Genomic DNA, 25790 nt, shown 5'->3' with positions numbered 1-25790 from the left:
TGCGGGGACGAGCTCCGCTGTTGTCGGAGGCGAAAAGCGCCGCCAGGTTTGCCGAGCTGCGCTGATTCAACTTGAAAACAAAGATCGCCGTAGCCGGGTTGGTAGCGCTCCCCCTGATTTGAACGCCGATATTGTCTAGCCGTGTTATGCGTGATCGAGATAGTCGGACACGCCGTTCGGCCGCGCATCGAGGGATACTGCGCAGTGCTGAGGATTGGAATCGTCTCGGACACCCACGGGCTCCTGCGGCCTGAGGCTGAGCAAGGGCTTGCCGGGGTGGCGCATATCATCCACGCGGGCGATATTGGCCACGCGGACGTTCTTGTCAGACTCCGTCGGATTGCGCCCGTCACCGCGATCAGGGGAAACATCGATACCGGCGACTGGGCGAAACATTATCCCGACACCCAGGTGATACGACTCGGGGAGCGGTCCTTCTATGTCTTGCACGATCTTCAGCAACTGCAGATCGACCCAGCAGTTTGCGGAATTGACGTGGTGGTTTCCGGTCACTCGCATCGTCCTCGGATCGAAACGATTGACGGTGTGCTCTATCTAAACCCTGGAAGTGCCGGGCCACGGCGTTTCAAGCTGCCTATCACACTGGCTACTTTGGAGCTGACCGCAAGCGGCCTTCGGCCGATCATACACGACCTTAGTCGCGCCGAGTGATGTGGACGAGGCCGACTAACACTAAGCAGTGTCCTTTCTAGGATATTCGCAACCAGGCTCGGCGTGCTATCGTCGCTCGTCACTCGCAAGTTCGACCTTGGTATCGTTCGTGCGGACCAACGCACTGGATACACGTGTTGTGAATGTCACTGTGTGGTGAAAGCATCTAATCTGCAACGTCCCTAACTTGCAGTCTGTCGCGTTGGTTTTCGTATTTTTGATATCTCATATTGTTCAAGCGGCGAGATACCTGTTCGTCTTACCTATGTCTCCACTTCCATCGAAAGCGGACTGGTCAGCATGATTGGCATGTCTCATTTCCCAACAGACGGACTATTTCTACTGTCCTTTGCTTGGCCCGTTGGGCCCTCTGTTATCGGATTCTTGGGCAGGGGGCTTCTGTGCTTTTGGCACCGCCTCGATCAACAGCGCAAGCGCCTTGCTGAAGCCTGAAGCGGCGTAAGATGCGCCCCGATAGTGCCCGAGACGCACGACGACGAGATCGTGCGAGGGAATGATCAGCGTGGTCTGCCCGCCAGCGCCCGCCATGTAATAGGCATCGCGCGGGACTGGATACTGCCCGACGCCGTTGAGCCAGAAAAAGGCTCCATAGATCGGCCGATTGTCCGCGGCCCAGGCGGGCGCAAGCGTGCTGACGAATGTGGTGTAGCCCTCTGGGAGAATGCGCTCACCGTTCCAAACTCCCCCCTGAAGAAAGAGATTGCCAAGCCGCGCCCAATCGCGCCCGGAGCCCACCACATGACCTTGCCCTAGAAAATTTCCGAAGGGATCAGTTTCGATCACCATGGTACGGATGCCGAGCTTGTCGAACAGCACCCGCTGGGGAAATGAGAGATATTCGTCGCCGCGTTTTTCGACACCGAGCCGGATCAGATAGTTGATCAGGACCGGATCGGTGTTGCGATAGCGTCCGACCGTGTCGGGAGGCCATTGCAATGGCCGTGTTGCCGCGTAGTGAAAGGAATCGATGCCGCCGGTATAAAGATAGACGTGATCCGGATAAGGCCCCGTTGGGTCATAATCGGGGTCTTGGGGCGCCCTGATCCGAAGGCCGCTCGACATGTGAAGGAGATTCGCAATGCGTATTTTGGCGCGCGGGTCGCCGGGTGTTTGCCATTCAGGGATCGGTGCCTCCTGGTCCAAATCATAGACGCCGTCTTTGACCAGAATGCCAAAGAGCGCTGCCGTAGCGCTCTTGCCCATGGACCAGCTTTCGAGCGGCGTGTGCGCCGTAATGCCTTCCGCGTAGCGCTCGGCAATAAGGCGGCCTTTCCATGTCACAACGAACGCGGCGGTCAATCCTTCGGCCGGCTGGAACGCGGCATTCACGGCAGCTTTGAGTTTCTCGGCGTCGATCTCTGTCGGTAACGGATCTTGCGGCAGCATGTCGCCCGTGGGCCACATTTGGGTGGCGGGATCGGGCAATCGGCTCTTGACGGCGACCGGCTTGAAATTCACGGCGCTCTTGCCGATCGGGAACGTGACGCAACCCTGGCTTCCGAGGTATTTGGCCGTCCGGGTTACGCCGCTAGGGAGCGTGACATGGACCGCCTTGTTGACGCGATCGATGACCGGCTTGCCGAGCTTCGCGCGCTGTGGGTAGGGCGCCGTGAAAAACCCAACATTTTCGGCCGCGAAATCGGGCGCTAGACCGGTCATGAATACAGCTGAGCACATGACCTTTGCATATCCGGCGGCATGATGCGTCAAGGGGCCGCCTGGCGGCGGCACATAGGGCGTGTCGAGTTCGAATGATTTCGCGCGGGCGATGAGCGCGTCCTTGGCGGGAGCCTGCGCAGCCGCCGCCGCACCGGCGAGGGCCACAAAAATCGTCGCCAGAAGACACTTATTCATGATCGCTCCCGCGAAAACGAACAATAATCGTTTGGTTCAATTGCTGCGCATGCAACACATCAATATGCCCTAACGCGGATCTGAGTGAGAGTATGGACCAGCCCTCGCGGCGCAGGATATCAGATCTGCGGCACAACCGCTCGGCCGCTAGCTACGGCCGGCGAGTTCCGTTTCGGGCCAAGCGGACCAATACGACAGGCCTGCCTGCAGATAGTGAGCATGCTTCTTCACCCCCAATCATGATCGCCCGCGCAGCAGCGTTATCTCGCAATTGCCGCCTTGTGGGGCCGGTTGAAATAGACACAATATGCTCGCTTCGGGATCGAGGAGGATGCCATGCCCGAAGCACCAAGCGACATTGATTATACGGTTGATATAGGCAGACACGAGACGATGTTCCGTGCAAACACCCCCAAAGGAGAGGAATTCCTCGGCGGCGGTGAACTTACAATGTCCAATGAGGAAGCGCATACATTCATACAGGATGCCCGCGCAGCAGGGCTGACGGTCAAATCGTTTTTCTAACGGTTTCGCAAGCAGGTCCTGGACCTCGCTATTGGTCGAAGGCCAAGCCATCGGATGCAAGAGGCGCACTGCTTTAACGCCATTCTAGATCATCAGCCCGGTCCCGTAGGTCCGAAGGTGCCGGTCTCGGAAGTGCAGCGTAGGACGCAGCGCTGCGCTCTTCATGTCCAGCGCCGCTTAAACACGCAGTGCCGGGCGTACTGTCCTAACTAGTACACTAGCGAAGGCAAATTAAGACACGCTCCGACGCGACCGTCACGAGGCGCGCGCCAACCTTGGCGCTCATGGCTCGCATGGACCAGCTAGAAAACCAACCAGACAGGATCAAGATCGGGGACCTGATAGGTGACGTCCGTGCCGCCAATAGCGTTCGCGCCCATAAAGAAACGCCAGCAGCCAAAGAAGGCTACCCATGACGAGCCAGAGCAGTCCGGTGACGGCATCCTGACTGAACTCCAGCTTCTCGAAGGCCGGCCACATCCACCACCCGCCCCGGATCAGGAGCGCGAGCCATACGAGCATCAACACGTGCCAAAGGACGACTCTCACCATCGCTTGATCGCGAACCGCAAGTAGCGGTTCTCCCGTCGCTCCGTCACGCTGCAAACCGCTTCATGATGTCAGCCCATGAGTGGTACGCCCAATAGCCGACGGACACGAGGCCGGTGACGAAGCTGAACCAGAGGATAATGGCGTTCAGCGTACTGACCCTAAACTCCGGCGGCAGACGACGGTTATTGATCATCATGATCTGCAGCGAACCGATCGAGCGGTAAACCACTGCCGCCACAGCCACCATTAGCCACATGAAGAACGGCTGTTGCTGTAGGATCAGATAGAAGCCTGCCAAAACCGCGACGGTTACCACGATGAAGTACCACACGCGGTAAGGAATCTTGTCTTCTAGATCGGTGGTCACGGCGATGGCATCGGTCGTGGTGCGGCCGACGAAGGTGTCATAAAACGGGAACTGGGCATCATAAAGCGTGACCATGATCACGATCAGCATTAGCGCCCCAGCGGCCGGCCCGAGAACGCCCTGTGCCACGATCGCCATCTGCAGGGGCACCTCCACGCCCGTCGGCACCTTACCGGTATTCAGGAACTCGTTGTGGAGGTACGCATAGCCGGCGACCGAATAGAGGTAGGTCATGATCAAGCCGCCGATGATCGCCCACCATACGACAAGGCTCAAGCCACCCAGCCGGACCCACTGCTTCATCTTGGCGACTTCCTGCGGATCGTTGCTGTTCCACCGTATCTCCTCGGCAGTAATCCGCTCGGGCGGCCGCAGGAAGCCCGTGACCTGGCCCGCGTAGCGGCCCATGCCCCATCCTGCCGCGACTACCCAAAAGCTGACCCACATCAGGCTGCCGCCGGGCTGATTGTAGAGCGCAACAATATCGAGCGGCGTAACATCCTTGGTCCATTCCGGCGAAAAGAATAGCAGCCCCAAATAGGCCTGCAGAATCGTAATATAGTCGCTGGGTTTGGCGGCAATGACAGTGACCGCCAGGACCAGGACGATATTCAAAAACATGATGACCTTGAAGAACCATTCGAGAAACGCGTAGGTGCGATTAGAAAAATAGAAGACGACGAGAACCAGCACGGCCCAGATGTATTGCGGCGGCAACGCCTGTCCAAAAAGGGTCCAGCCCTGAGGCGTGGAAATGCCGGTGAACCTTTGCGCAGCGATGACCGCGCCTCCCATCCACGCCGGCCACGCCCACGTCAGCACCGCGGCGATCGCCCAAAACCACGGCCAGAAGCCACGTGGCGCCAGCTCGTTGGTGCCGGCGAAGAACGACCGACCGGTGCAGCAGCTGTATTTGATGCACTCATATACCAGCGCCGTCTCGACGATGACGGAGATCACCAACAACCAGTGCCAACCGAGCGCCCCGCGTGCTGCCACGTTGGGCAGCAGGTAAGCCTCACCCCCACCGATCGAAATGCCGAAGTTGATGGCTTGGGGTCCCACTGCGGCAATGATGCCGCCAATCGTCAAAGGCAGCGGGTCTGGAACATTCTGAAGATCGCGCGGATCGCTGGTCGCACCGCTGGCTGCTGCAACTTCGGCCATGCTCGCCCCCTCAGGTCCCTCGAACGGGTCGGCACACGTCCAAATATTAGGGCAGGCTGCTCTCCAGACAGGCAGGTGTCAAGGCATGGGCAACGGGTATTGCCCCTCCATCGGTTGTTTGCGGTTCACGCAGTTCACAAGCAACGCGGACTACCGGCGCACTGCGCTCAGCAATGCAAAAGTGTGGGACGCCGTGGAGAACAGGGCAACGATTTCGGGGCCTCTCCTTGAGGCGCGTCGTCTTGAGCGCGAGCGCCTGGCTTCTGCCGATCGGCCGTGTCGAGCTGCCTCTGCGAGCGGCGATGACACCTGTCGGCGGCGGCTGCGCCCTCATTGTCGCTAACCGTACTCAAGTTTTACGATTTACTTAGCGTTTGCTGCTTCCGCCCTCCGTTGCTCGGTTCTTCCTATCCGCCATGTGATTCAAATACGCCAAGATCAGCCCGAGTTCCTCATCGCTCAGGTCCTCTTCGGAAAAGCTGGGCATCCGCTGCTCGGGCCAAACCCGAACCGAGCGTGGATCTCGGATCAGCGCGCGCAAACCGGCATCGGTGAAGTACTCGGTTGGGTTCATCGGCAAATTCAGATCGGGGCCAGCCGACGCCGATCCTGCCTGGTTCATCGTGTGGCATGTGAAGCATTTGTTCACGAAGAGGGTTTGCCCGTCTCGCGCCGGATGGAGGGCAGGGAGCATGGGATCAACCGCGAGCGAGGGCCACCGCTTGGCTGGCGCGTCTTGCACCGATAAACTGACAAGTTGGTAGGGCCACATCATGGTTGGGACGGATGACGCTTGATCGCCGAGCCATACGATATAGAAGGCGCCTGCGCTCTTATCCTTACCTGGAATTGGTGGCCACCGCCTGTCGGCGGCTTCGATTGCCATATACGCGACGACGCCGTCTTTGGCGTACACCAGATCGCGAGGGATTTGCGTCACGAAGCCGTCTTGCGCTACCGCTTCCACCACGGCATCGGGCGGAATGGCAACTCCTTCAAGCAACTTCGCGAGCGCCACGGCTCGATACGTCCGAGGAGTACGGTATGCGACATCACGCGACGTGGTGATTTCGACGACATCCGTGCGGGCAAGCAGCGCGTCCCGATCGAAGATATGGGCGCGACCATCGGCTGACACCGTCAACGTCGGACCGGTTGCACAAACCGATGTTGGCACTGTGAAGGCAACCAGCGAGAAAGCCAACGTAACAGCGAGCCCGATCATCGTTGTGGGCATATCCGAAACATCCCTCCAACGCGGCAATGGTAGACGCACAATGCGACTATTGCAGAGTTACACCTATTCCCAACTCCTCCAGCAGCGAAGCCCAACCCTTCGAAAAAATCTCGTCTCGTGTGGGCCACTGCGTAAGGGTTCTTGACCAAAAGCGCGCCGTTCGAGAGACAGCCCTCGCTAAATCCAAGAGCAAGCAAGGCGTTGTGAACCCTACTTGCCCCGAGTTGTGGTGGCTTTTCAGACGTCCATGCCTTGATATCGCTATCGATTGCGGAACCTAGTCAACCCGGAGCGGATCCAGGCGCAGATGGAAGGCGCTGTGATCATGGGCCTGAGCTTCGCCAAAACTGGCGCGATCACCTTCAAGGACGGCAAGGTGCAACAGGGCAATTTCGACGATTTCCCGGTGCTCCGGATCGACGAATCCCCTGCCGTGACCAACGTCTATATCGTGCCTCCCGGACCCGACACCCCGCCCAGCGGCGTCGGTGAGCCGGGCGTGCCGCCCGTTGCGCCGGCGCTGATCAACGCGATCTTCGCCGCGACCGGCAAGCGCATCCGCGCACTGCCGATCGGCAAGCAATTGGAAGCGTAAGGGGGAACGTTAGACCGCACGGGCCGTTTTCGTTGATCTAGGAGGAGCCAGACCGATGAAACCCAACTCAACGGCGCTCGCGGTGTCGCTGCTGTCGAGCGTGCTTCTGTTGACTGCCCAGGCGGCGACCGCTCAAACCACGTCGCCGCCGCCCGCGACCGCAACGCGGCCAGCAACAACACCGCCGGGGCAAACCTCGATGCCAAGCGAAAGCCCACCGGCCACGACAACGCAGACCACCGGCGAAGCCAGCCGGGATCCGATGATCAAGCAAATGAACGAAGACGAAAAGCGGAAGGTCGAGACCAAGGGCAAATAAAAACAAGCCAACCTGAAAGCGGCGGACGTTCGTCCGCCGCTTTTTTCTTCCGTTGCCGTCTCGGCAAATTACCTCTGGCGGTTACTTCTTGAGGGCAAACACCCAGACGACGCCGCCCTGCGGCACGTTGTTCTCGATACCGATGTTGTTGGTCGTCAGCGCGTCCTGGATGCGCTGGGCGTCTACACCCCACCCGGACTGGATCGCGATATACTGTGTCCCGTCCACTTCGTAGGCGACCGGCATGCCCATGATGCCGGAATTGGTCTTCTGCTCCCAAAGCAGTTCGCCGGTCTTGGCGTGGAAGGCGCGGAACATCCGGTCGTTGGTACCTCCGACAAAGATCAGGTCGCCCGCGGTCGCCGTCACCGACCCAAACAGGTGCGATCTGGGGAAAAGATGCGACCACACCTTCTTTCCCGTCGCCGGATCCCACGCCTGCAGCTCACCAAAATGCGTGGCGCCGGCGCGAACCTTCAGACCGATATCTTCGGGCTTGGTCCCGAGCCAAAGCTGACCGGGCACCAACGGCACCTTCTCGCCGGTAAAGCCGCCGCAGAAATTCTCGTTGGCGGGAATATAGACCAAGCGGGTCTTCGGACTATAGGCCGCCGACGGCCAGTCCTTGCCGCCCCATAACGACGGACAGAACTCAACCCGCTTGCCCATAACCGGCTTGTGAGCCGGATCGACGATCGGCTTGCCCGTCTCGGGCTCAATGCCCTTCCAGACGTCGGTATAGACATAAGGCCAGCCGGCCACATACTTGATGCTGTCCGGCTTGCGCTCGAGTACCCAGAAGATCGCGTTGCGTCCCGGATGGATGAGGCTCTTGAAGATGCGACCATCCCGCTGCAGGTCGATCAGCATTGGCGCATCCACCTCGTCCCAATCCCAGGAATCGTTCTGATGGTACTGGAAATAGGTTTTGATCTTGCCGCTATCCGGGTCGAGCGCTAGCACCGAGGTTGTGTAGAGATTGTCGCCGGGGTGAGTATCTCCCGGCCACGGGGCGGCGTTGCCGGTGCCCCAGTAAATGGTCCGGGTGTCGGGATCGTAGTTGCCCGTCATCCACGCAGAGCCGCCGCCCGTTTTCCAGTCGTCGCCGCTCCAGGTCTCGTGGCCCGGTTCGCCTGGGCCGGGAATGGTGAAGGTCCGCCACAATTCTTTGCCGTTATTGGCATCATAGGCGACGACATAGCCGCGCACGCCGAATTCACCGCCGGCGGCACCGACGATAACCTTGCCATCGACAACCAGCGGCATCAGGGTCAGGTACTGACCCTTTTTGTAGTCCTGGACTTTGGTATCCCACAGGACCTTGCCGGTTTTGGCATCGAGCGCGACCACATGGTCATCCGTTGTAGCCAGGTACAGCTTGTCCTGCCACAATCCCACCCCGCGGTTGGTCGGGTGCAATTGGAAGAGATCGTCGGGGAGCTGGCGTTTGTAACGCCAGTACTCATCGCCTGTCTTGGCGTTGAGGGCGATCACCTGGCCCTGTGGGGTGGCGACGAACATCACGCCATTGTTTACGATCGGCGGCGCCTCGTGCCCCTCAATCACGCCGGTCGAGAAGGTCCACACCGGCACCAGGTCTTTCACGTTCGAAGTATTGATCTGGTCGAGCGGGCTGTATCCCTGGCCGTCATAGGTTCGGCGATAGAGCATCCAGTTGCCGGGTTCCGGGTTCTTCAGGCGGTCGGCGGTCACCGGGGTGTATTTCTCAATCGGGCCGGCAATGGCAGCGATTGAAAACAGGCACGTGGACGCAACAAAGCTCGACAATAGCCATTGCTTCATGGTCATGGACGTCATCTCCCTAGCTCTTTCTCTCTGCCGCCCTTGGTGGTGCGATCATCTGGGGCAGGGGATCCGATGCGACCGCGCCCCATCACCCTTGTTGAGCACCTACCTTTCCAACGAATGTCGCAGCTATGGTGAGCGAGCCGTCGGCTATTACCAGCGGGAGTGCCGCAAGGCGCCGCGGCGCTGGTCCAAACACCACTTGTGCGCCTTCCCGCGGATTGAATTCGGAGTTGTGACAAAAGCACTTGAGAACGTCTTTGTCGCCCGTCTCGGACTTCAGCCAGCCGGTGACAGAACATCCGGTGTGAGTACAGATGGCCGAATAGGCTGCAATGCCCTCAGCAGAGCGTGAGCGGGTCTCCTCATCCATTTCGCCGGGATCAAGCCTTATGACCAGGATCTCGTTCAACCGCGAGCCGTTGCGGACGACCGAAGTCTTGGGGTCTTTTGGCCAGGCGTGCAGTGGCGGTTCACCGCGCTTCACGTCATCGGGCGCGATGACGGCGCCGACGCGTTCGCCTTCGGAGACAACAAGAAGATCGCCTTTCTTCGGCCGGTCGCTGCTGCCGGGTTGATCTTCTTGTGCCGCAGCGAACCTCCGCCCCGTCAGAAACGCTCCGGTGGCCAGCGTCGTCAAAAGGAGCGAGCGTCGCGTTTGCTTTGGACACCACATTTGTCTTCTCCAGCTCCGCTATGAGCCTGGATCTCAGTGGCGTGTAACCTCAGCGCTTGACGGCAAGGATAATGAAGCCCGCGTCAGGAAGACGAGGTTACGCTCAGTCGTGCTACACCTCCAGAAGGCTCAGCGCGACTTTTCACCGCTGCCTGTCGCCCCGGTCGAGGTGCCTGTGGCTGAGCCCGTTGTCGGCGGAGCCGAGTCAGTCTTCCCAGGGGGGTGGGCGGAAGCACCGGGCTTTTCCTGCTCGCCGACATACCCGGACTCACCGGACTGGCGAGTCTTGGCGCCCTTGTCAGCCTCCTCCTGCATTTGTGGGTTCGGTGCCGGCTGCTGCTGCTGCGCCAGCGCTGGCAGGGTGATCATCGTTCCGCTCGCGACAAGCATCGCAACTACTGTGGTTCGCATGGAAAGTCCTCCCCGTCGTAGCGTCACTTCTAACAATACCAACGCCCCGGCTCGCGATGGTTTCCTAATTCATCCTCTTATTTTCAAGATAAGGGATGCGGCAAGACGCGCAGCCGCGCCGCTAGTGAGATGCGCAACACAGAAGGCATAACGCGCCGATTCGCGTAAACATGATCCCAGCGCCGAACGGCCTTAGCTGTACTTCCGCTGACTGAAACTCGATAGGATACTGTTGTTCTTCGATGCGACCGAGTTCTCGCAGGCTCACGTAGCTCACGCCCGAACGGCCGACATCGGCATTACCATGACAAGCACGCCTATTCGGCTCATTTTTGGTTGCTGAGCGCGTGCAATTAGCGGGGATGCTACCGTGCCGCCGAGTATACCCAGTAAGGCACGCCCCACCTGCGCTAGCCGAGGCGATTGGGCACACGAGTGGACTGGACCAGCTCTAACCTAGCTGCCGTGGGTGCGAATGCTCAGGCAAGCAGGATTTGACCGGTGGCGTCCGGTTCTCCGGAACAGTGTAAAGCCAGCAGGCTGCCTCCCGAGGATCAGACCCCGGATAGGACCGCGATTGCACGATTGAGTTGAGGATCACTACGATCCATGGAGTCCGGGTCAGCTTGGACTTCGATCGTGGGTGCGACGCCAACGCCTTCCAGCCGCTCGCCGTCGACACGCACGTCCTCGACAGCGAGCAACAGCAAGCCGCCCCCAATGAGGAATGCCGTGGCAGCGAGAACAGCTCCCTCGGTACGGGTACCGATGACCTCGCCAAGCCGGTATTTTTTGAAGCCATAGGCAAGGATTTCCTTGCCACTGCGGGTGCCACCGTTGACAAGCATGGCGACAGCCTTGCGCCATTTCACGTTCCGGAGTTCGCTGGCGCCATTGCGATCAGTGACTTGCATCGTCGGCGCTCGCGTGTTGAACAAATCAAGATACTCGGGAATCGCGCCACCCCAGCCATCGCGCAGGTCCCAGATCAGCGCGTCGGCTTCGTTCAGCGGACTTTGCGATAGAAGATGCTCGAGCGTCCGCTGATACACCGAGCCAGCGTAACACCAGACATGAACATAGCCGATGCTTCGGCCGTTGGCCCGTATTATGCGGGCGCTGGCCCTCAAGCCGTCCAGGAACATTTTGTTGGGCTCAATATCGACTGGGGTAGCCGATAGTTGCATAAACGCGCCGCCACGACGCAGGCTCAACACTACTTCCTTGCCAATTTTGTCGCGGAACGACTGTACCGGCTGAAATGGTGCACCGTCGGCGGAGACGATCACATCGCCAGCGAGCAGGCCGGCTTGTTGGGCCGGCGTGCGCTCTATAACACCGGTAATCACGCTGCGGCCCTGCATGTCGAGACGCGAGAGGATGCCAATGCCGGGATAGGAGATACGGCCACCCGGAAAAGCGCGTTCCAGTCCGCGTCGCCTTAGCGCACCGGCAAAGATATCGCAAAGCTGGTAGTATTCTGGTTCGTACCGTGTGTAGTAGCGGGTGTGCGAAGCATGCAGCTCGGAGAGCATGCTATTAGTGACGCTGGCCAGCGCCTCTTCGGAACTCGCGCGTGTGGCGTTTGGCAGGTAACGTTCCCGAACAGCCGACCAATCGAGCCCGTGTAGGTGCGGATCGTAGAATCGGTCCCTGACGGTCCGCCATACCTCCTCGAACGCGGCGATGCGTGCGGACACGGGCTGGGATGTAGCCGAATCCGCTTGTTCTAGCTGCTCGGCCCACGCTGGAGTCAGGGCTGATGCCGCAGCCATTGATGTTAGCCGCAAGAAGTGGCGGCGCGACGGTACCGAGTTGATTGCCTCCTTCATCGTGCAACCTTGGAGCTCGTCGCTTCACATCAGGTTGGAACGTGATGATTAACAAGCTCTCTTCTAACCTTCATGGTGTTTGCCTGGTCAAGATGTACAGCCTGCCGTTTCGAGGCTCCATCCGATCGTTCGAACTGATATCAAATAGCATAAAGGGATCGCCAGAAGGATTGGAAGAGGCGTTTGTAGCGCATTTTTGAAATACCTTGGGCCATCTCGTCATGGCAGTTCGCGCCCTTTGCGCGGCCCCACATGGTGTTCTCTCGCCTTTGCGCGAGAGGATGCCTATGTTGTGGGGTACCTGCAGCGCCCCCAAAGCGACAATGGGAGTTATGCTCATGGACATGCCTAGCAAGGAATTTGCGCTGGCGGGCAGCCTTGAGGAGCTGAAGATCAAGGGGCACGGTGGCCACCGTCCGATCCTCGTCGTCTACGACCGCGGGCGCATCTTCGCCCTCGACAATCGGTGCCCGCATATGGGCTTCCCGCTCGAGCGCGGCAGCGTCGAGGACGGCATCTTGACCTGTCACTGGCACCACGCTCGCTTCGATCTCGAAAGCGGCTGCACCTTCGATCTATGGGCGGACGACGTGCCGATCTGCCCGGTCGAGGTGCGTAATGGTGACATCTGGGTGAAGACCACGTTCACTCATGCCTATCCCGCCGCGCACTGGCATCAGCGGCTTGCGAACGGCCTCGCCCACGACCTCGGCCTCGTCATTGCCAAGGCCGTGCATGGTCAGCTCGCGGCCGGCGTACCGCAGGCCGAAATCGTACGGCAGGTGGCACTGTTCGGGGCGCAAAATCGCGACGGCTGGGGCGTGGGTCTTACGATCCTGACGGCACTCGCCAATCTCCTGCCTGTGCTGCCAGCGGAGGAAGCCTATCTCGCTCTGTTCCACGGCGCACGCCGCGTGGCGGCGGACTGCGACGGCAAGGCGCCGCGGCGGGAACGCGCGCCGCTTGGAAGCCGACCGGATCCGGTCGCGCTGAAACGCTGGCTGCGGCGTTGGACAAACGTGCGCCATCGCGAGGCGGCCGAGCGCACCCTGCTCACGGCGATTGCGGCCGGCCTCTCCCCGGCTGAACTCGCTGATGCCCTGTTCGCCGCCGAGACCGAGCGGGCTTTCGCCGACACCGGGCACTCGCTCGACTTCATCAACAAGGCATTCGAGTGCCTCGACCTGGTCGGCTGGCAACACGCGGCGGCTCTGCTGCCGACTGTCGTCGGTCAGATGGTAGCGGCTCGTGGCGCCGAGGAATCAACTGCCTGGCGCCAGCCCGTCGACCTTATTGCGTTGTGTGAGGAAACAACCAGCGAACTCGCGGACCTGTTTGCTGCCGGACGCGGCTCGCGCAACTGGTCGGGCTACGCCGCACTGGCTCAAGAGCTGCTCGGTGACGATCCGGCCAGGATCGTTGACGCGCTCAAGGGGGCGATCCGCGCCGGTGCGGCTGCTGCTGACCTTGGCCAATCCCTCGCGTACGCGGCAGCGCTCAGGGTGGCGCGCTTCGGCAATGCCAACGAGCACGCCGACTGGGAGACGGCACATCACGTCTTCACCTACGCCAACGCAGTCCACCAGATGCTGACGCGCATCGGGACTGCCAACATCGACGCTCACGTCACGGCCGTGCGCGGCGTATTGCACGGGGCGATGGCGCTCTACCTTGCTCGCTATCTCAATGTGCCGCCGGCGCGCATCCCGGGCGACGGCGGCGAGCAGCTCGATGATCTGCCCGCGGATCCAGAGACGATCGGCGCCGCCTTGCTCGACGCCTTCGACCGGCAGAGACAGGTCGATCTCGCCGCACGCCTGGTGGCACGGCATCTCACGCTCGGCCATTCGCCGCAGGCGCTGATCGCTACGCTCGCGCATGCGGTGCTGCGAGAAGATGCAGGCTTCCATGCGTATCAGATGCTGGAGGCGGGAGTCCGGCAATTCGGCGCGTGGGGCGACACGGACGAGGGCCGGCACATCCTCGTTGCGGTTACCCGCTATCTGGCGGCCCATTTACCGACCGAACGCGCGTCACTGCAGACAGCCGACATCGCCCGCCGCTTAATGCGGGGTGGTGAGCTGCATCAAGAGGCTGGATCGTCCTGAGGTCACGCACTGAGGGCGCACCAAGGGCGATCTGAAAGCAGACCTGACGCGCTGCGATCTTCGCCGCGATCCTGGCGCGCGCTTCGTCGCGTTCGATGGGTGACAGTCAGCTGCAGGTGGTGGTGCATCCTGTCGGCTTCGGCTTCATCCAGCCACTACAGCTTGTAGCCGATCTGGCGCAGTAGGTCTTTCCGCCACGCAATGTCGGCGTCGGTTTCGACACCCAGCGGCGAGGCGCCATCCACCACGCCGAGCACGCCTCGGCCCAGCTCCGTTTGTGCGACGATCACCTGTGTCGGGTTGGCCGTCGCGCAATAGATGCGGCAGACCTCCGGCACCGCGCGCACCGCAGCCAGCACGTTGACGGGAAAGAACCCGTCGCCCAGAAAGATCAGGAAAGTGTGGCCGGCGCCGATGGCCAATGCGTTGTCGCGTGCGAGGGCGAGCGCGGGTTCGTCATTACCCGACCAGCGCACCAGCCGCTTGCCAGAGGCCTCGCAGAAGGCCAGCCCGAAGCGGATGCCCGGAACCGCGCCCACCAGCGCCTCGTGGAGGTCTTCCACGGTCTTGATGAAATGCGACTGGCCGAAAATGAAGTTGGCGTCGTCCGGCTTGACGATGGGCACCACGGTGAGTTCCATGGCTGCGCTCCTGCAGGTGAGCTACGCATTCCATGGTAGGCCGCCGGAAGGTGATTGCAAGCCGCCACAGGCGGCCGATTTCGCTGCCACCCACGCTTCGGCTTCCTCGTGGGGCTCGAACACCTGGACCACTTCGCCGGCCGTGTTGATGGCGCGGAACATCACGGCGGCCCGCGGGAGCGGCCATGGTCGCGGCAGCAAGTCCGCGAGCTTTCATTACCGGGAATGATGAGCGATAATCACCAGCGGGATGGAAGCGGTGCACAGAGATGGTGAGGGCCGATGCCAGAGCGGACATTCAGTCGAGAGAGCGAGATCGATGCCACAAGAGCAAGCGCCCGTTTGCCCGCCCTCGACATCGACATCATTCACCGGCAATCGCCGAATGGTGATTGGGAGCAGATATCAATCAACCTGCGGGCAACGCCATCCTTCGAAGCGCTCGGGTCCTCGTTCGAGGCCGCGAACCCTTTCACGTTCTGGGTGCAAGCTACACGATTTATGTGGATGCCGTGGCTGCTCACGGCGCAGACGATGCTGCTGCCGGAAGACCGGCCGCGAACGCTCCCGACCGCGGTCCACCCTGAGCAAAGAGACGCCGACGGCTAACGGTTAGCGAGCCAAAGGATCAGGGAAAGAATCACGCTGACCAGCAGTGATGTTGCGAGCGGGATATAAACGCGGAAGTTATCGCGCTCGATGACAATATCGCCGGGCAACCGGCCCAAGCCGATCTTGTTGATCACTGGCCATAGCAGCCCAAGCGCAACGAGCGACAAGCCGAAGATGATGAGCAGACGCGAGATCGACATTGCGCCGAGCCTACGATCACAGTGGGCGAGCCGATTGAGGGAGAGCAAGCGGGACTTGGCGTGCTGCTGTGACCGCGTCCGTCGCACGGCTCGGATGGTCAGTATAAGCGTTTTCGAGCGAAGTGGACACACGCACTTGGGCAGGCTGACACCATGATTGTGCTGTTCACGGATTTTGGGTTACACGGCCCGTATACGGGTCAGATGAAGGCGGTGCTGCACCAGATGGCGCCGGGCATACCCATTATCGACCTCTTCGCCGATGCGCCAGTCGGCAATCCCAAGGCATCGGCGTATCTGTTGGCGGCCTATGCGACATGGTTTCCGGTGCGAACCGTCTTTCTCTGCGTTGTCGATCCCGGCGTCGGCGGGACGCGGCCATCCATTTTTCTCGAGGCCGACGGCCGCTGGTATATCGGTCCCGGCAACGGCTTGTTTGAGCTGATCCAGCGCAGAGCTCAAGAGACGCGCAGTTGGGACATCGACTGGAAGCCAAAGCATCTCTCGGCCAGCTTTCACGGGCGCGACCTCTTCGCCCCGGTGGCAGCTATGCTGGCGCGCGGTGATCCGCCCCCCGGCCGGCCACGTCACGATGGCGCAGATCGCAGGGCAAACTGGCCAGATGACCTCTGCGAGATCGTTTACGTCGATCACTACGGCAATGCGATGACCGGGCTGAGGGCGGCTATGCTGCCGCCCGGCGCAAGGCTCACCGCGGTGGGTCGGGTTCTGGACCGCGCGAGGACCTTCAGTGATCTGCCGCCAGGCGCGGCTTTCTGGTATGAGAACTCCAACGGGCTTGCCGAAATTGCCGTTAATCAGGGGCGGGCGGACCGCGATCTCGGCCTTGCCATCGGCAGTCCGGTCGAGTTTGTCGCATGAACAAAGGCCTGCCGCTTTGACCCGAAGGCAACATTCGACCAAACAGCGCCCTCATCAGCATCGGCCGAAGCCGCCGGAACGCCACGACAAGCCGCAGGCTAGCGCTAACAGGCGCCTTGCTGAGCAGGCCCGCAAAATCCTGCGCAAACACTACATGAGCAAATACCGGGTGCAGTGAAATCGCGAAGACTGAACTTTGAAGCAAGTCTCCGGCAGTTTTCAAGCTTGCCACGGAAAGACATCCCGCGTGTGGCTTGACTGTGCGTGTGTCGCGAAGGTGGAAGTGCTCCGCGACGTGGCTGCCGAGCGCGGACGTGAAAGATGCAAGCTCTTGAAATCGTCGGTGGCTGCGCGATAATCTGCTGCTGGACGGCGCGTCGCTCCGCAGTCTCCCCGAGGATGCCGGAGGCATCCAGTACAGGCCTTAATTGCCGTCACGATCCGCTCGGCCAGGCCTCACGTCCCAACCTCATGCGGCTGCTGCGCCTCAGCCCTGTCCGGATGCAAGGCTCATTGTGATGTTACAGCTTGGCACGCCGGCCGCGGTGTCGGCGGCCGCCGCTTGGTGACCGTCGCGGCCACCGACCACCAGACGGTCCCCGACACTTAGGGCGAGCGGTGGATTGAGAACTTAACCCATTGGTCGAGGGAGGATATGCCATGAGAGCGTCGCCAAACTATTCGCGTCGTCACGTGCTTCATGCTGGCGCGGCCGGCGTAGCAGCAACCGTCGTTGCCGGGGCGACAACGCCCGTTCGTGCGGCCGCCGAGGCCGGCATGCAAGCGCCACCCTCAGCGGCGACGGCGCCGCGGATTCTGCGCAAGCCACCGCTGCCTGAATTGGAGCGCATCGCCAAATCCTACAACTTGGCTCTTAGCCGCGACGATCTGACGTCGTTCCGCAACCTCATGGACGGCGTGCTGGCGTCGTACCGTCGCTTGGACCAGTTTGCGGAGCCCACATTGGCGGTGAAGTACCCGCGGGACGCGGGATTCCGTCCAGCCGCCTCGGACAATCGGCTGAATGCCTGGTACTGGAAGTGCTCGATCAAAGGCGCAACGTCGGGTCCTCTTGCGGGCAAGAAAATCGCCATCAAGGACAATGTGTGCGTCGCCGGCATTCCGATGATGAACGGTTCCAATGTGCTGGAGGGCTACGTCCCTGACGTGGACGCGACCATTGTTACCCGCATCCTCGATGCCGGTGGGGAGATCGTCGGCAAGGCCGTATGCGAGCATCTTTGCTTCTCGGGCGGTAGCCATACCTCCGACACTGGGCCCGTACTCAATCCGCACGATCCGAAGCGATCTGCCGGAGGCTCCTCCAGCGGCAGCGCGGCGCTCGTCGTCGCCGGCGAATGCGACATGGCCATCGGGGGCGACCAGGGAGGGTCGATCCGAATTCCCAGCTCTTTCTGCGGAGCGGTTGGCCACAAGCCCACCCACGGCCTTGTGCCGTACACAGGTGTCTTCCCGATCGAACTAACACTTGATCATACCGGGCCCATTGCCCGTACCGCCGGCGATGCTGCCCGGCTTCTCGAGGTGCTCGCCGGGGCCGATGGCCTCGACCCACGCCAACCCGCGGGACTGCGTACGGAAGCGTATACAAAGCAGCTCACAGGAGACACCCGCGGCCTAAAGATCGGGATCGTCAAGGAAGGATTTGGCTGGCCCAATTCCGAGCCCGATGTCGATGCCATGGTGCGCGAGGCGGCACAGCGCCTGACGCGAGCGGGAGCAACTGTGAACGAGGTATCGATCCCTCTCCACCGCGACGGCATCCATATCTGGAACGCTATCGCCGTAGAGGGCGCCACAGCGCTGATGGTCGCGGGCAACAGCATGGGAACCAACTGGAAAGGACACTACACGACTTCGCTCCTGGACTTCTACGGCCGGAGCCGGCGAGCGCGTGCCAACGACCTTTCGGAGACCGTCAAGCTGGTAGTCCTGCTCGGCCAGTACATGCAGGACAATTATCAGGGCCGCTACTACGCGAAGGCCCAAAACCTCGCGCGTGTGCTGCGCGCCGCCTACGATGAGGCACTCAAAGGCGTCGATCTCCTGCTCATGCCGACCTTACCTTTGAAGGCCACGCTAATCCCGGCCCCGGACGCGAGCCGCGAGGAGTACGTTGCGCGGGCACTCGAGATGATTTCCAACACTTGCCCGTTCGACGTCACTGGCCATCCCGCCGCCTCGGTTCCGGCAGGCATGTCGGCAGGGCTTCCCGTTGGCATGATGCTGATCGGACGTCACTGGGAGGACGGCACGGTGTTGCGTGCGGCTGACGCGTTCCAGATCATCGGGTAGACGGAAGCAACAAATTGCCGGCTAACGGCACCGCCGGCGTCCAAGGTGCGGAAGATGCCGCCCAGCTTCTCGAGGTGCTCGCCGGAGCCGACGGCCCCGACCCGCGCCAACGGCGGGACTGCGTACGGAAGCGTAGACGAAACAGCTCACCGGAGAGACAAATGCCTTGACCACCCCAAGCACGCCCTACAGAATGAGAAAAGCCCAGCTCGTTAGGCAAATGAGCAATGGCCAGCTCAAGCTCGAAGCCTAGGCAAGCTATTCTGGGCGCCGCGGGAGTGCTTGGCGCTGTCGTGGCGACTACGTTATGTCTTTTCGCCGTTGGCGATGGGGAGCGGGCTGTCGTCACGTCGTTCGGCAGGCCGGTGCAGGTAGTCACCACGCCGGGTCTCGGCGTGAAGCTGCCTTACGAAAGCGTGACCAAGTTCGACGGCCGGCTTTTTGTTTACCAGCCCCCATTGAGTGAATTCCTGACGCTTGAGAAGACTGCCGTGACGGCGGCGGGCGCCGTCATGTGGCGCATAGCCGAGCCGAAACGTTTCTTTGAGACGGTTCTCAACAAGGCGGGTGCGGAATCGCGCTTGGGCGACATCCTCTCTGCGGAGCTTGGCGCCGCCATCGGCCAAAGTCCGCTCGCTGCCTTTGTCTCGGCCGAAGGCTATCGAGCAGAGGCCCTGCTCGCCGAGGTCGCCGCGAAGTGCCGGAATGTTGCGCTTCGCGACTACGGCATCGAAGTCCTTGACGTGCAGCTGTTGCGCTTTGACTTCCCTAAGCGCAACCGGCTCACGGTCTACGCTCGCATGCGCTCCGAGCGCGCCGCGATCAGCATGCGCTACCGCTCTGAGGGCGAGGAGGAAGGCCTCAAGATCCGTTCCGCGGCTCAGGGCGAGAAGACGAGCATTCTGGCCGAGGCCTTCAAGGTCGCCCAGCGGCACCGCGGCGCTGGCGAAGCGGAGGCCGCCCGCATCTACGCCGACTCGCTCCGCGAGGCACCGCAGTTCTACGCGCTACGGCGGACGCTCGACGCATCGCGCAAATTCGTCAAGGAGGGCACGACGATGGTGTTGCCGGCGAGCTCCGATCTCTTCGGCCTGCTGTACGACAGCGGCTTCTATGAGCGCGCCAAGCCGCCGGCAAGCTTGCCCGACAGTGCGAAAGGAAACACCCATGAGATGACCAGCGGAAGTCTTACGCCGCCTCCATAGCAACAATCTACGCTGCCAACACAGGAGGAATTCCTATGATTCGAATGAACGAGCAGTCGGCGCGAGCGGCAATCGTGGCTCTATCTTCGGCACTCATAGTTATTGGGGTCGCACCTGCCTCGGCCGCGGAAGTCCGCTATGACCCGGGAGACACTGTTTACTTCACCTATTGCCATGCGCATCCGCCGGCGATCCGCATCAAGCCAGGCGACACGGTGATTACAAGGACCAAGGACGCGGCGAACGACGTCTTCCAGCCGAGCGACAAGACGGTGTTTCCGAGACTCGACCTTACTAGAGTCAACCCACAGACCGGGCCATTCTTCATCGAGGGCGCCGAGCCCGGCGATACACTCGTCGTGCGTATCGACAGGATCGGCCTCAACAGAGACTGGGGCTGGGGAGCTTCGATCCCCTACTTCGGAGCATTGGCGCCCGAATACAAGACCGCGATGGTAACCGATCCGGTGCCGGACCGGCTCTTTATCTGGCGGTTCGACAGATCGAGAATGGTCGGTGTGCTCGACCTACCCAACAGCAAGATCGGCAAAGTCGAGGTCCCGTTGCGGCCATTCTTCGGGACAATCGGCACCGCACCTCCTGGCAAGGAATGCATCAGCTCGCTGATACCCGGCCCTCATGGCGCGAACATGGACTTCAATGAGGTCGTTGAGGGTGTGACGATGTCCTTCCCGGTTTTCGAGCCGGGTGCGCTCTTCATGCTGGGCGACGGGCACGCCGCACAGGGTGACGGCGAGGTGGACGGCGCCGCTGTCGAGACGTCGTTTGACGTCACCTTCACGGTGAATCTCATCAAGGGAAAAAAGATCAACTGGCCCCGGCTCGAGAACGACAGAATGATCATGTCGATCGGCAGCACGCGGCCGTTGATCGATGCGCTGCGGATCGCCTGCGTCGATCTCGTCAATTGGCTGGTGCAGGATCACGGCTACGACAAGATCGAGGCGGTTCAGCTTCTGGGCCAAGCAGCGCAGCTCGAGATCGCCAACGTTGTCGATCCAAATTACTCCGTGGCTTGTCAACTCGACAAGCGCTACCTGCCGCGGTGAGGTTGCACTGAATGGAGACTTCAGGAAGAGTAGGGCTCTGAACATGGGCGTAGCCTGTTGCGGAGAAGGCGCCACCTTCGAAGGCTTGTCGGCTGATTACAAGCGGCGGCTTTGGATCGTCATTGCGATCAACGCCGCGATGTTCCTGGTGGAAATGGGAGCCGGCGCACTCGCCGGCTCGCAAGCGCTGCAGGCCGATGCTCTCGACTTTCTGGGCGACGCGGCGACCTACGGTATCAGCCTCGCGGTCATCGGTGCATCCGTTCGGGTCCGGGCGCGTGCGGCCTTTGTAAAAGGCGTCAGCCTCACGATGATGGGCTTGTGGGTGTTTGGGACGACCGCTTATCACGTGCTTGTGCTCGGTGTGCCCCGCGCCGAGATCATGGGCGTCATCGGCTTCCTGGCTCTCGCTACCAACGTGGCTAGCGTCGTCATCCTCGTGCGCTACAAGGATGGCGACGCCAACGTGCGGTCCGTGTGGCTTTGCTCGCGTAACGATGCGATCGGCAACGTCGCCGTGATGCTCGCTGCGCTCGGCGTTTGGGCAACCGCGACCAAGTGGCCCGACCTGATCGTGGCCGCCATCATGGCGGGATTGTTCCTGTGGTCATCCGCTCAAATCCTGCGACAGGCGGTGCGTGAGCTCCGGACCGGGGAAATCTCGCTCCACACGCACGTGCCGCACACGCACGCGCCGCCGGCATGGGTCCGGCTGCGCGACAGGTTTGCGGCCGCGACCCGCGTGTTTGTTACTGACACCCGGGTGAAGAGCGCGGCATTGGCAAGCCTGGTTCTCCTCTGGCTCGCAAGCGGCTTCTTTACGATCCAGTCCGGGGAGATCGGCCTACGCCTCCGGTTTGCTCGCATCGTCGCGGCCGACCTCGGCCCAGGCCTACATTACCGCCTGCCCTGGCCAATCGAGACGCACCGTCTCATCGAAACCGAACGCACGCGGAGTGCGGAGCTCGGTTTCCGCAGTCAGGCGGACGAGAGCTTGACGACGCGCACACTCGCCCGCGAGCGGCTCACAGTGGGCGGGCCCTCGAATCCAGTGCCGGAGACGATCAAAGCCAAGGGCTCCTGGTTCCAGCGCGAGGTGCTGGAGGGCGAGTCCTTCCTCCTGACCGGTGATGCCAACCTCGTCGATCTTCGGTCAACCGTGCAGTACCGCGTCAAGGATCCGGTGGCCTACGTCACAAACCTGGCGGAGCCTGAGGCGCTCGTCCGGAGCGTTGCTCGAGCAGCGCTGCGTAGCGTTATTGCCACTCAGCGAATCGATGCGTTGCTAACAAACGCCAGAGCCGAGGTCGAGGCGCGACTGCATGAGTTCGTTCAGGCGCGCCTAGACGGTCTGAACGCCGGCATCGCGCTCGTCTCGGTGCGCTTGGTCTACGTGCATTCGCCCCAGGAGGCACACGACGCCGAGCGGGACGTGGCTAGTGCACAGGAGGACAAGCTGCGCACCATCAACCGCGCCAAGGGGTTCGCCGCCGAGGAGGTGAACGACGCCAAAGGGGAGGCCGCGGCGACGGTCGAGGGTGCCCTCGCCGTCCAGGAGGAACAGGTCCGCCGTGCTCGCGGCGAGGCGCTAGCGTTCAGCCTGCAGGTCGAGGCGTTTCGGCAAGCGCCCGAATTGGCCGCATTCCGCTTGCAGCTGGAGACGATCGAGGACGTGTTGCCGAAGGTGCACAAGCTTGTCCGGCCGAAGGCGAGTGCCATCAAGGACTTCGACCTTTGGCTCCTTGAGCCTCCGATTAGCGCGGGCGGCAACCGATGAAGGCAGCTCACCCTGGAGTTGGCAGATGAGTCGCGTGGGCGGCAGACGGAGGGCAGCGCTCCGCGTGTTGATGCCTGCCGCTATCGCGGTGCTGGTGCTGTCGGCCCTCGCGAGCCTCTACACGTTAGATATCACTGAGCACGGGATGGTCACGCGCTTCGGCCGGATCGTGCAAATCGTTGAAGAGCCGGGCCTAGGCTTCAAACTGCCCTTCGAGCGTGTGCAGCGGTTCGACAAGCGCCTCCTATACTTGAGCACTCTGCCCGTTGAGTACGTCACGGCGGACAGGAAGAACGTGTCCGTTGCCACGCTTGCTACTTGGCGCATCGCCGAACCGACGCGCTTCCTCGCGACGCTTGCCACGCGCGGCGATGCCGAGCAGCGACTTACGGAGGCTATCGTCGGTGAAGTCGGTGCAGTGCTCGGCCGCCATAGGTTCGCCTCCCTCATCGCGCCGCATGCTTCGGACGACCAGTTCGGGGCGATAGTCGCGGAGGTACGTGCCGGCGTTCAGGCTCTTGTTGCGCCCGCCTACGGTATCGAGGTGATCGATCTCGGTGTGCGTGAACTCGCCCTGCCTCAGCAGAACCGGCAGAGCGTCTTCGAGCGGATGAAAGCGGAGCGGGCCCGCATCACCATGCAATTGCGCTCCGACGGGAAGGCCGAGTCGAGGCGGATCATCGCCGAAGCTGATCGGCAGAAGGCACGCATCCTCGCCGAGGCCAACGAACATGCAAGGCGACTCGACGGCGAGGGGGAGGCTGAGGCGATGCGTGTCTACGCGCGCGAGTTTGGCGCCGATCTACCCTTCTTCAAGCTCGTCCGCACGCTCGAGGCCTATGATCGTATCCTCGACGACAAGACGACCCTGTTCCTGCCGGCCGAGTCCGAACTTCTGCAGATGCTGCAATCTAGCGGATCGGTCGCGCGGGATCTTAACCCGCCGCCCAAGGCTCCTCCCAGGAATGGCGAGAACGTGGGCACTGGTGTCAAGGGTCAGCAGCCACCGTCACGCGGGGAATCGCCATGACAGCCAACCACGAAGATGTGGTGCCGCAGGACCGCGCGGGAAGCGCCCCCAGACATCCGCGCTGGCGCGCTCACGCGCTCCGGGGCGGTGTCGTCTTCTTGCTCCTGGCGATCGCGGCCTACTTCGCCACGGGCTTCCATCTCGTCGCAACGGACGAGCAAGCCTTGGCGCGCCGCCTCGGCGCGCCCCATGCCCGCCTGGGCCCCGGCATGCACTGGCGTTTCCCCTGGCCCGTCGACCGGGTCGATGTACTTAAGACCACAAGTGTCTCGAAAGTCGGCGTGGGCTTCGCTTTGCCCGAGGGGGAGCAGGAGACCGTGATTGGGATGGAGCTGCTGACTGGTGACACGAACATCCTAAGCATCGCGCTCGTGCTACAATACGTGATACGCGATCCTGCCGACTTCCTGCTGCATGTCGAGGACACAAGAGCGCTGATCGGCGGACTTGCCGAAAGTGTGCTCACCCAGGTTTTGGCCGGCATGTCAGTTGATGAAGTCTTGACCACAGGCCGGCTTGCCATCCAGGATAAGGTGAAGATGCGGACTCAGGAGCTCCTTGATCGCTACCGAAGCGGCGTTCAGATCACGGCTTCCAGCATCATGGCCGTGACGCTTGACGCGGCGGTGGCACAGGCTTTTCAAGACGTGGCGGACGCCATGGCCGATCGCGAGCGTTCACGCAACGAGGCGCGGGTTTATGCGGCCAACCTTCTGCCTAAGGCTCGCGGGGAGGCGCACACATTGGTCCAGGCAGCGCAGAGCCGGCGTGAGCAGCGCATCGCGCAGGCCATAGGCACGACCACCCGCCTCAAAGCCTTACAGCGAGAGTATGCGAAGGCCCCCGAGCTCACGCGCAGCCGTCTCTATCTTGAAGCCATGGAGAAGACTCTGCCCAGAGTGAAAGCCTACATCCTGGACACGGAAGATGGACAGGCTCCGGTCAACCTGCGAGTGAGAGGGCGGTAGATTGTGTCCAGCGAACAGCACCTGATCCCCACCGGGGCACTCGAAACGATTTCCAACACTTGCCCGTTCGACGTCACTGGCCATCCTGGCGCCTCAGTTCCGGCAGGCATGTCGGCAGGGCTCCCTGTCGGGATGATGCTGATCGGACGCCACTGGGAGGATGGCACGGTGTTGCGTGCGGCTGACGCGTTCCAGATCTTCGGGTAGATAGCAGCAGCGAATCGCCGGCTAACGGCACCGCTGGTATCCAAGGTCGGAAACAGGAGGCCCGCAGGCCGGCGAGCGAGCAGGCTGCCCTGACATCGATGGCAGGCTCATCTGCCGGCGCGGAGTTGGCGCCTCGTGCCGGGATCATGAGGAGGTCAGGCCATGGAGATCGAACGCACTACATTCGGCACCATCACGATTGACGGAAAGACTCCACGACGTGATTATTCGTCAGTCCGGCGAAGTTGCAAAGCGGAAGAAGAAGCTGTCGAAGAAGTACTACGGCACTTCGCATGTCCTCTCGAAGGACGAAGCGAAGTTCGTCTTTGAGGACGGATGCGAGCAGCTGATTCTTGGCTCGGGCGAGATGGGCAATGTGCATCTATCCCTGGAGGCTGAGGCGTATCTTGCGAAAAGGGGTTGCACGGTCCTGTTGCAGCCGACCCCTGAGGCGATCCGTACGTTCAACAACTCGCGCGCGAAGAAGATGATTGGCCTTTTTCACGTTACCTGCTGAATCGGGCCCGCCGAGACCCGAGCCCAAGATTGGTCGAAATCCGCTGACTCGATGCGGCGCGCTTGCGGTCAGCAGCGGTTAGAGGTATGGCGGGCCGAAGGGCTGTTGTGTGATACGTCTCTGCCTCGCGCGATTCTCGAGATCGGGTGCTTCAGCTATTGGATTCCCGACTGGCCGTGGCGTTGTCGGGCGATTTCGCGCGGGGGTGAGTTCGATCATGTCG

The 25790-nt window shown here is 61.5% G+C and carries 24 protein-coding genes and 2 pseudogenes; 17 read left to right on the top strand and 9 right to left on the bottom strand.

The features are described from left to right. Positions 1 to 204 precede the first annotated feature (204 nt). Entirely contained in the window at positions 205 to 672 is a 468-nt protein-coding gene (locus RX328_RS30640) for a metallophosphoesterase family protein (protein ID WP_213253237.1), read from the top strand. Positions 673 to 1011: 339 nt separating this feature from the next. Here RX328_RS30640 and RX328_RS30635 read toward each other — a convergent pair whose 3' ends face one another. Beyond that, the gene (locus RX328_RS30635; protein ID WP_213253169.1) at positions 1012 to 2547 is read right to left on the bottom strand and encodes a serine hydrolase domain-containing protein; all 1536 of its coding nucleotides are present in this window, start codon (positions 2545 to 2547) and stop codon (positions 1012 to 1014) included. A 336-nt stretch (positions 2548 to 2883) separates the two neighbouring features. Here RX328_RS30635 and RX328_RS30630 point away from each other — a divergent pair, with 336 nt between their 5' ends. Continuing rightward, positions 2884 to 3072 (top strand): hypothetical protein, encoded by a 189-nt coding sequence (locus tag RX328_RS30630; protein ID WP_156439620.1) that lies wholly within the window; start codon positions 2884 to 2886, stop codon positions 3070 to 3072. 595 nt (positions 3073 to 3667) lie between these two features. Here RX328_RS30630 and RX328_RS30625 read toward each other — a convergent pair. Both RX328_RS30625 and RX328_RS30620 read right to left on the bottom strand, forming a co-directional pair. Further along, positions 3668 to 5158, bottom strand: a complete 1491-nt coding sequence (locus tag RX328_RS30625) for an Nramp family divalent metal transporter (protein WP_213253168.1) — start codon at positions 5156 to 5158, stop codon at positions 3668 to 3670. Between the two features lie 367 nt (positions 5159 to 5525). Beyond that, positions 5526 to 6395 (bottom strand): cytochrome c, encoded by an 870-nt coding sequence (locus tag RX328_RS30620; protein WP_213253167.1) that lies wholly within the window; start codon positions 6393 to 6395, stop codon positions 5526 to 5528. Positions 6396 to 6640: 245 nt separating this feature from the next. On the opposite strand from RX328_RS30620, the pseudogene RX328_RS30615 reads away from it, so the two are divergent. Together RX328_RS30615 and RX328_RS30610 are read left to right on the top strand one after the other, a co-directional pair. After that, positions 6641 to 6990: pseudogene (locus RX328_RS30615) on the top strand (molybdopterin cofactor-binding domain-containing protein); the annotation flags it as partial. A 55-nt stretch (positions 6991 to 7045) separates the two neighbouring features. Next, positions 7046 to 7309 (top strand): hypothetical protein, encoded by a 264-nt coding sequence (locus tag RX328_RS30610; protein WP_213257595.1) that lies wholly within the window; start codon positions 7046 to 7048, stop codon positions 7307 to 7309. Between the two features lie 81 nt (positions 7310 to 7390). On the opposite strand, the gene RX328_RS30605 is transcribed toward RX328_RS30610, so the two are convergent. The 4 genes from RX328_RS30605 to RX328_RS30590 all read right to left on the bottom strand — a co-directional run bounded on the left by RX328_RS30605 (position 7391) and on the right by RX328_RS30590 (position 12034). Next, complete coding sequence (locus RX328_RS30605; protein ID WP_317258542.1) at positions 7391 to 9118, bottom strand: methanol/ethanol family PQQ-dependent dehydrogenase; 1728 nt, start codon at positions 9116 to 9118, stop codon at positions 7391 to 7393. Positions 9119 to 9203: 85 nt separating this feature from the next. Then, positions 9204 to 9791, bottom strand: a complete 588-nt coding sequence (locus RX328_RS30600) for a ubiquinol-cytochrome c reductase iron-sulfur subunit (RefSeq protein ID WP_317258541.1) — start codon at positions 9789 to 9791, stop codon at positions 9204 to 9206. Between the two features lie 129 nt (positions 9792 to 9920). Next, positions 9921 to 10202, bottom strand: coding sequence for a hypothetical protein (locus RX328_RS30595; RefSeq protein ID WP_213256369.1), 282 nt, complete (start codon positions 10200 to 10202; stop codon positions 9921 to 9923). Positions 10203 to 10756: 554 nt separating this feature from the next. Next, positions 10757 to 12034 carry a S41 family peptidase gene (locus RX328_RS30590; RefSeq protein WP_213256367.1) on the bottom strand — a complete coding sequence of 426 codons (1278 nt, stop codon included), beginning with the start codon at positions 12032 to 12034 and terminating at the stop codon, positions 10757 to 10759. A 338-nt stretch (positions 12035 to 12372) separates the two neighbouring features. Between RX328_RS30590 and RX328_RS30585 the strand changes: the two genes are divergently transcribed. Further along, positions 12373 to 14142, top strand: coding sequence for a Rieske (2Fe-2S) protein (locus RX328_RS30585; protein ID WP_249727199.1), 1770 nt, complete (start codon positions 12373 to 12375; stop codon positions 14140 to 14142). 155 nt (positions 14143 to 14297) lie between these two features. Here the strand turns inward: RX328_RS30585 and RX328_RS30580 are convergent, their stop codons facing one another. After that, entirely contained in the window at positions 14298 to 14783 is a 486-nt protein-coding gene (locus RX328_RS30580) for an adenosine-specific kinase (RefSeq protein WP_213256365.1), read from the bottom strand. Between RX328_RS30580 and RX328_RS30575 the strand changes: the two genes are divergently transcribed. Both RX328_RS30575 and RX328_RS30570 read left to right on the top strand, forming a co-directional pair. After that, entirely contained in the window at positions 14782 to 15012 is a 231-nt protein-coding gene (locus tag RX328_RS30575) for a hypothetical protein (RefSeq protein WP_213256363.1), read from the top strand. The genes RX328_RS30580 and RX328_RS30575 overlap by 2 nt on opposite strands. A gap of 53 nt (positions 15013 to 15065) precedes the next feature. Then, positions 15066 to 15392 (top strand): hypothetical protein, encoded by a 327-nt coding sequence (locus tag RX328_RS30570; RefSeq protein WP_213256361.1) that lies wholly within the window; start codon positions 15066 to 15068, stop codon positions 15390 to 15392. Here the strand turns inward: RX328_RS30570 and RX328_RS30565 are convergent. Continuing rightward, complete coding sequence (locus RX328_RS30565; RefSeq protein WP_249727198.1) at positions 15389 to 15595, bottom strand: DUF2905 domain-containing protein; 207 nt, start codon at positions 15593 to 15595, stop codon at positions 15389 to 15391. The two genes, RX328_RS30570 and RX328_RS30565, sit on opposite strands and share 4 nt — an antisense overlap. A gap of 153 nt (positions 15596 to 15748) precedes the next feature. Between RX328_RS30565 and RX328_RS30560 the strand changes: the two genes are divergently transcribed. The 10 genes and pseudogenes from RX328_RS30560 to RX328_RS30515 all read left to right on the top strand — a co-directional run bounded on the left by RX328_RS30560 (position 15749) and on the right by RX328_RS30515 (position 25567). Further along, positions 15749 to 16477, top strand: coding sequence for an S-adenosyl-l-methionine hydroxide adenosyltransferase family protein (locus tag RX328_RS30560; protein ID WP_213256359.1), 729 nt, complete (start codon positions 15749 to 15751; stop codon positions 16475 to 16477). A gap of 777 nt (positions 16478 to 17254) precedes the next feature. Next, positions 17255 to 18793, top strand: coding sequence for an amidase (locus RX328_RS30555; RefSeq protein ID WP_213256377.1), 1539 nt, complete (start codon positions 17255 to 17257; stop codon positions 18791 to 18793). 293 nt (positions 18794 to 19086) lie between these two features. Next, complete coding sequence (gene hflC / locus RX328_RS30550) at positions 19087 to 19998, top strand: protease modulator HflC (RefSeq protein WP_213256358.1); 912 nt, start codon at positions 19087 to 19089, stop codon at positions 19996 to 19998. 35 nt (positions 19999 to 20033) lie between these two features. Beyond that, positions 20034 to 21068 (top strand): acetamidase/formamidase family protein, encoded by a 1035-nt coding sequence (locus tag RX328_RS30545; RefSeq protein ID WP_213256355.1) that lies wholly within the window; start codon positions 20034 to 20036, stop codon positions 21066 to 21068. A gap of 43 nt (positions 21069 to 21111) precedes the next feature. Then, a pseudogene (locus tag RX328_RS30540) lies at positions 21112 to 21723 on the top strand (cation transporter); the annotation flags it as partial. After that, the gene (gene hflK / locus RX328_RS30535; protein ID WP_312018137.1) at positions 21703 to 22845 is read left to right on the top strand and encodes an FtsH protease activity modulator HflK; all 1143 of its coding nucleotides are present in this window, start codon (positions 21703 to 21705) and stop codon (positions 22843 to 22845) included. The pseudogene RX328_RS30540 and the gene hflK (RX328_RS30535), both read left to right, overlap by 21 nt. 70 nt (positions 22846 to 22915) lie before the next feature. After that, positions 22916 to 23875, top strand: a complete 960-nt coding sequence (gene hflC / locus RX328_RS30530; RefSeq protein ID WP_249727203.1) for a protease modulator HflC — start codon at positions 22916 to 22918, stop codon at positions 23873 to 23875. Then, complete coding sequence (hflK, locus tag RX328_RS30525; RefSeq protein ID WP_213256350.1) at positions 23872 to 24843, top strand: FtsH protease activity modulator HflK; 972 nt, start codon at positions 23872 to 23874, stop codon at positions 24841 to 24843. The genes hflC (RX328_RS30530) and hflK (RX328_RS30525) overlap by 4 nt, the downstream gene beginning before the upstream one ends. Before the next feature lie 3 nt (positions 24844 to 24846). Next, on the top strand, positions 24847 to 25050 hold the full coding sequence (locus RX328_RS30520; protein ID WP_312018135.1) for an amidase family protein: 204 nt from the start codon (positions 24847 to 24849) through the stop codon (positions 25048 to 25050). 220 nt (positions 25051 to 25270) lie between these two features. Then, positions 25271 to 25567: an MTH938/NDUFAF3 family protein gene (locus RX328_RS30515; protein ID WP_213256348.1), complete on the top strand. Its 297-nt coding sequence runs from the start codon at positions 25271 to 25273 to the stop codon at positions 25565 to 25567. Positions 25568 to 25790 lie beyond the last annotated feature (223 nt).

The sequence above is a fragment of the Bradyrhizobium sp. sBnM-33 genome (assembly GCF_032917945.1).
Lineage (GTDB): Bacteria > Pseudomonadota > Alphaproteobacteria > Rhizobiales > Xanthobacteraceae > Bradyrhizobium.
This window is presented reverse-complemented; position numbering and strand designations above follow the sequence as displayed.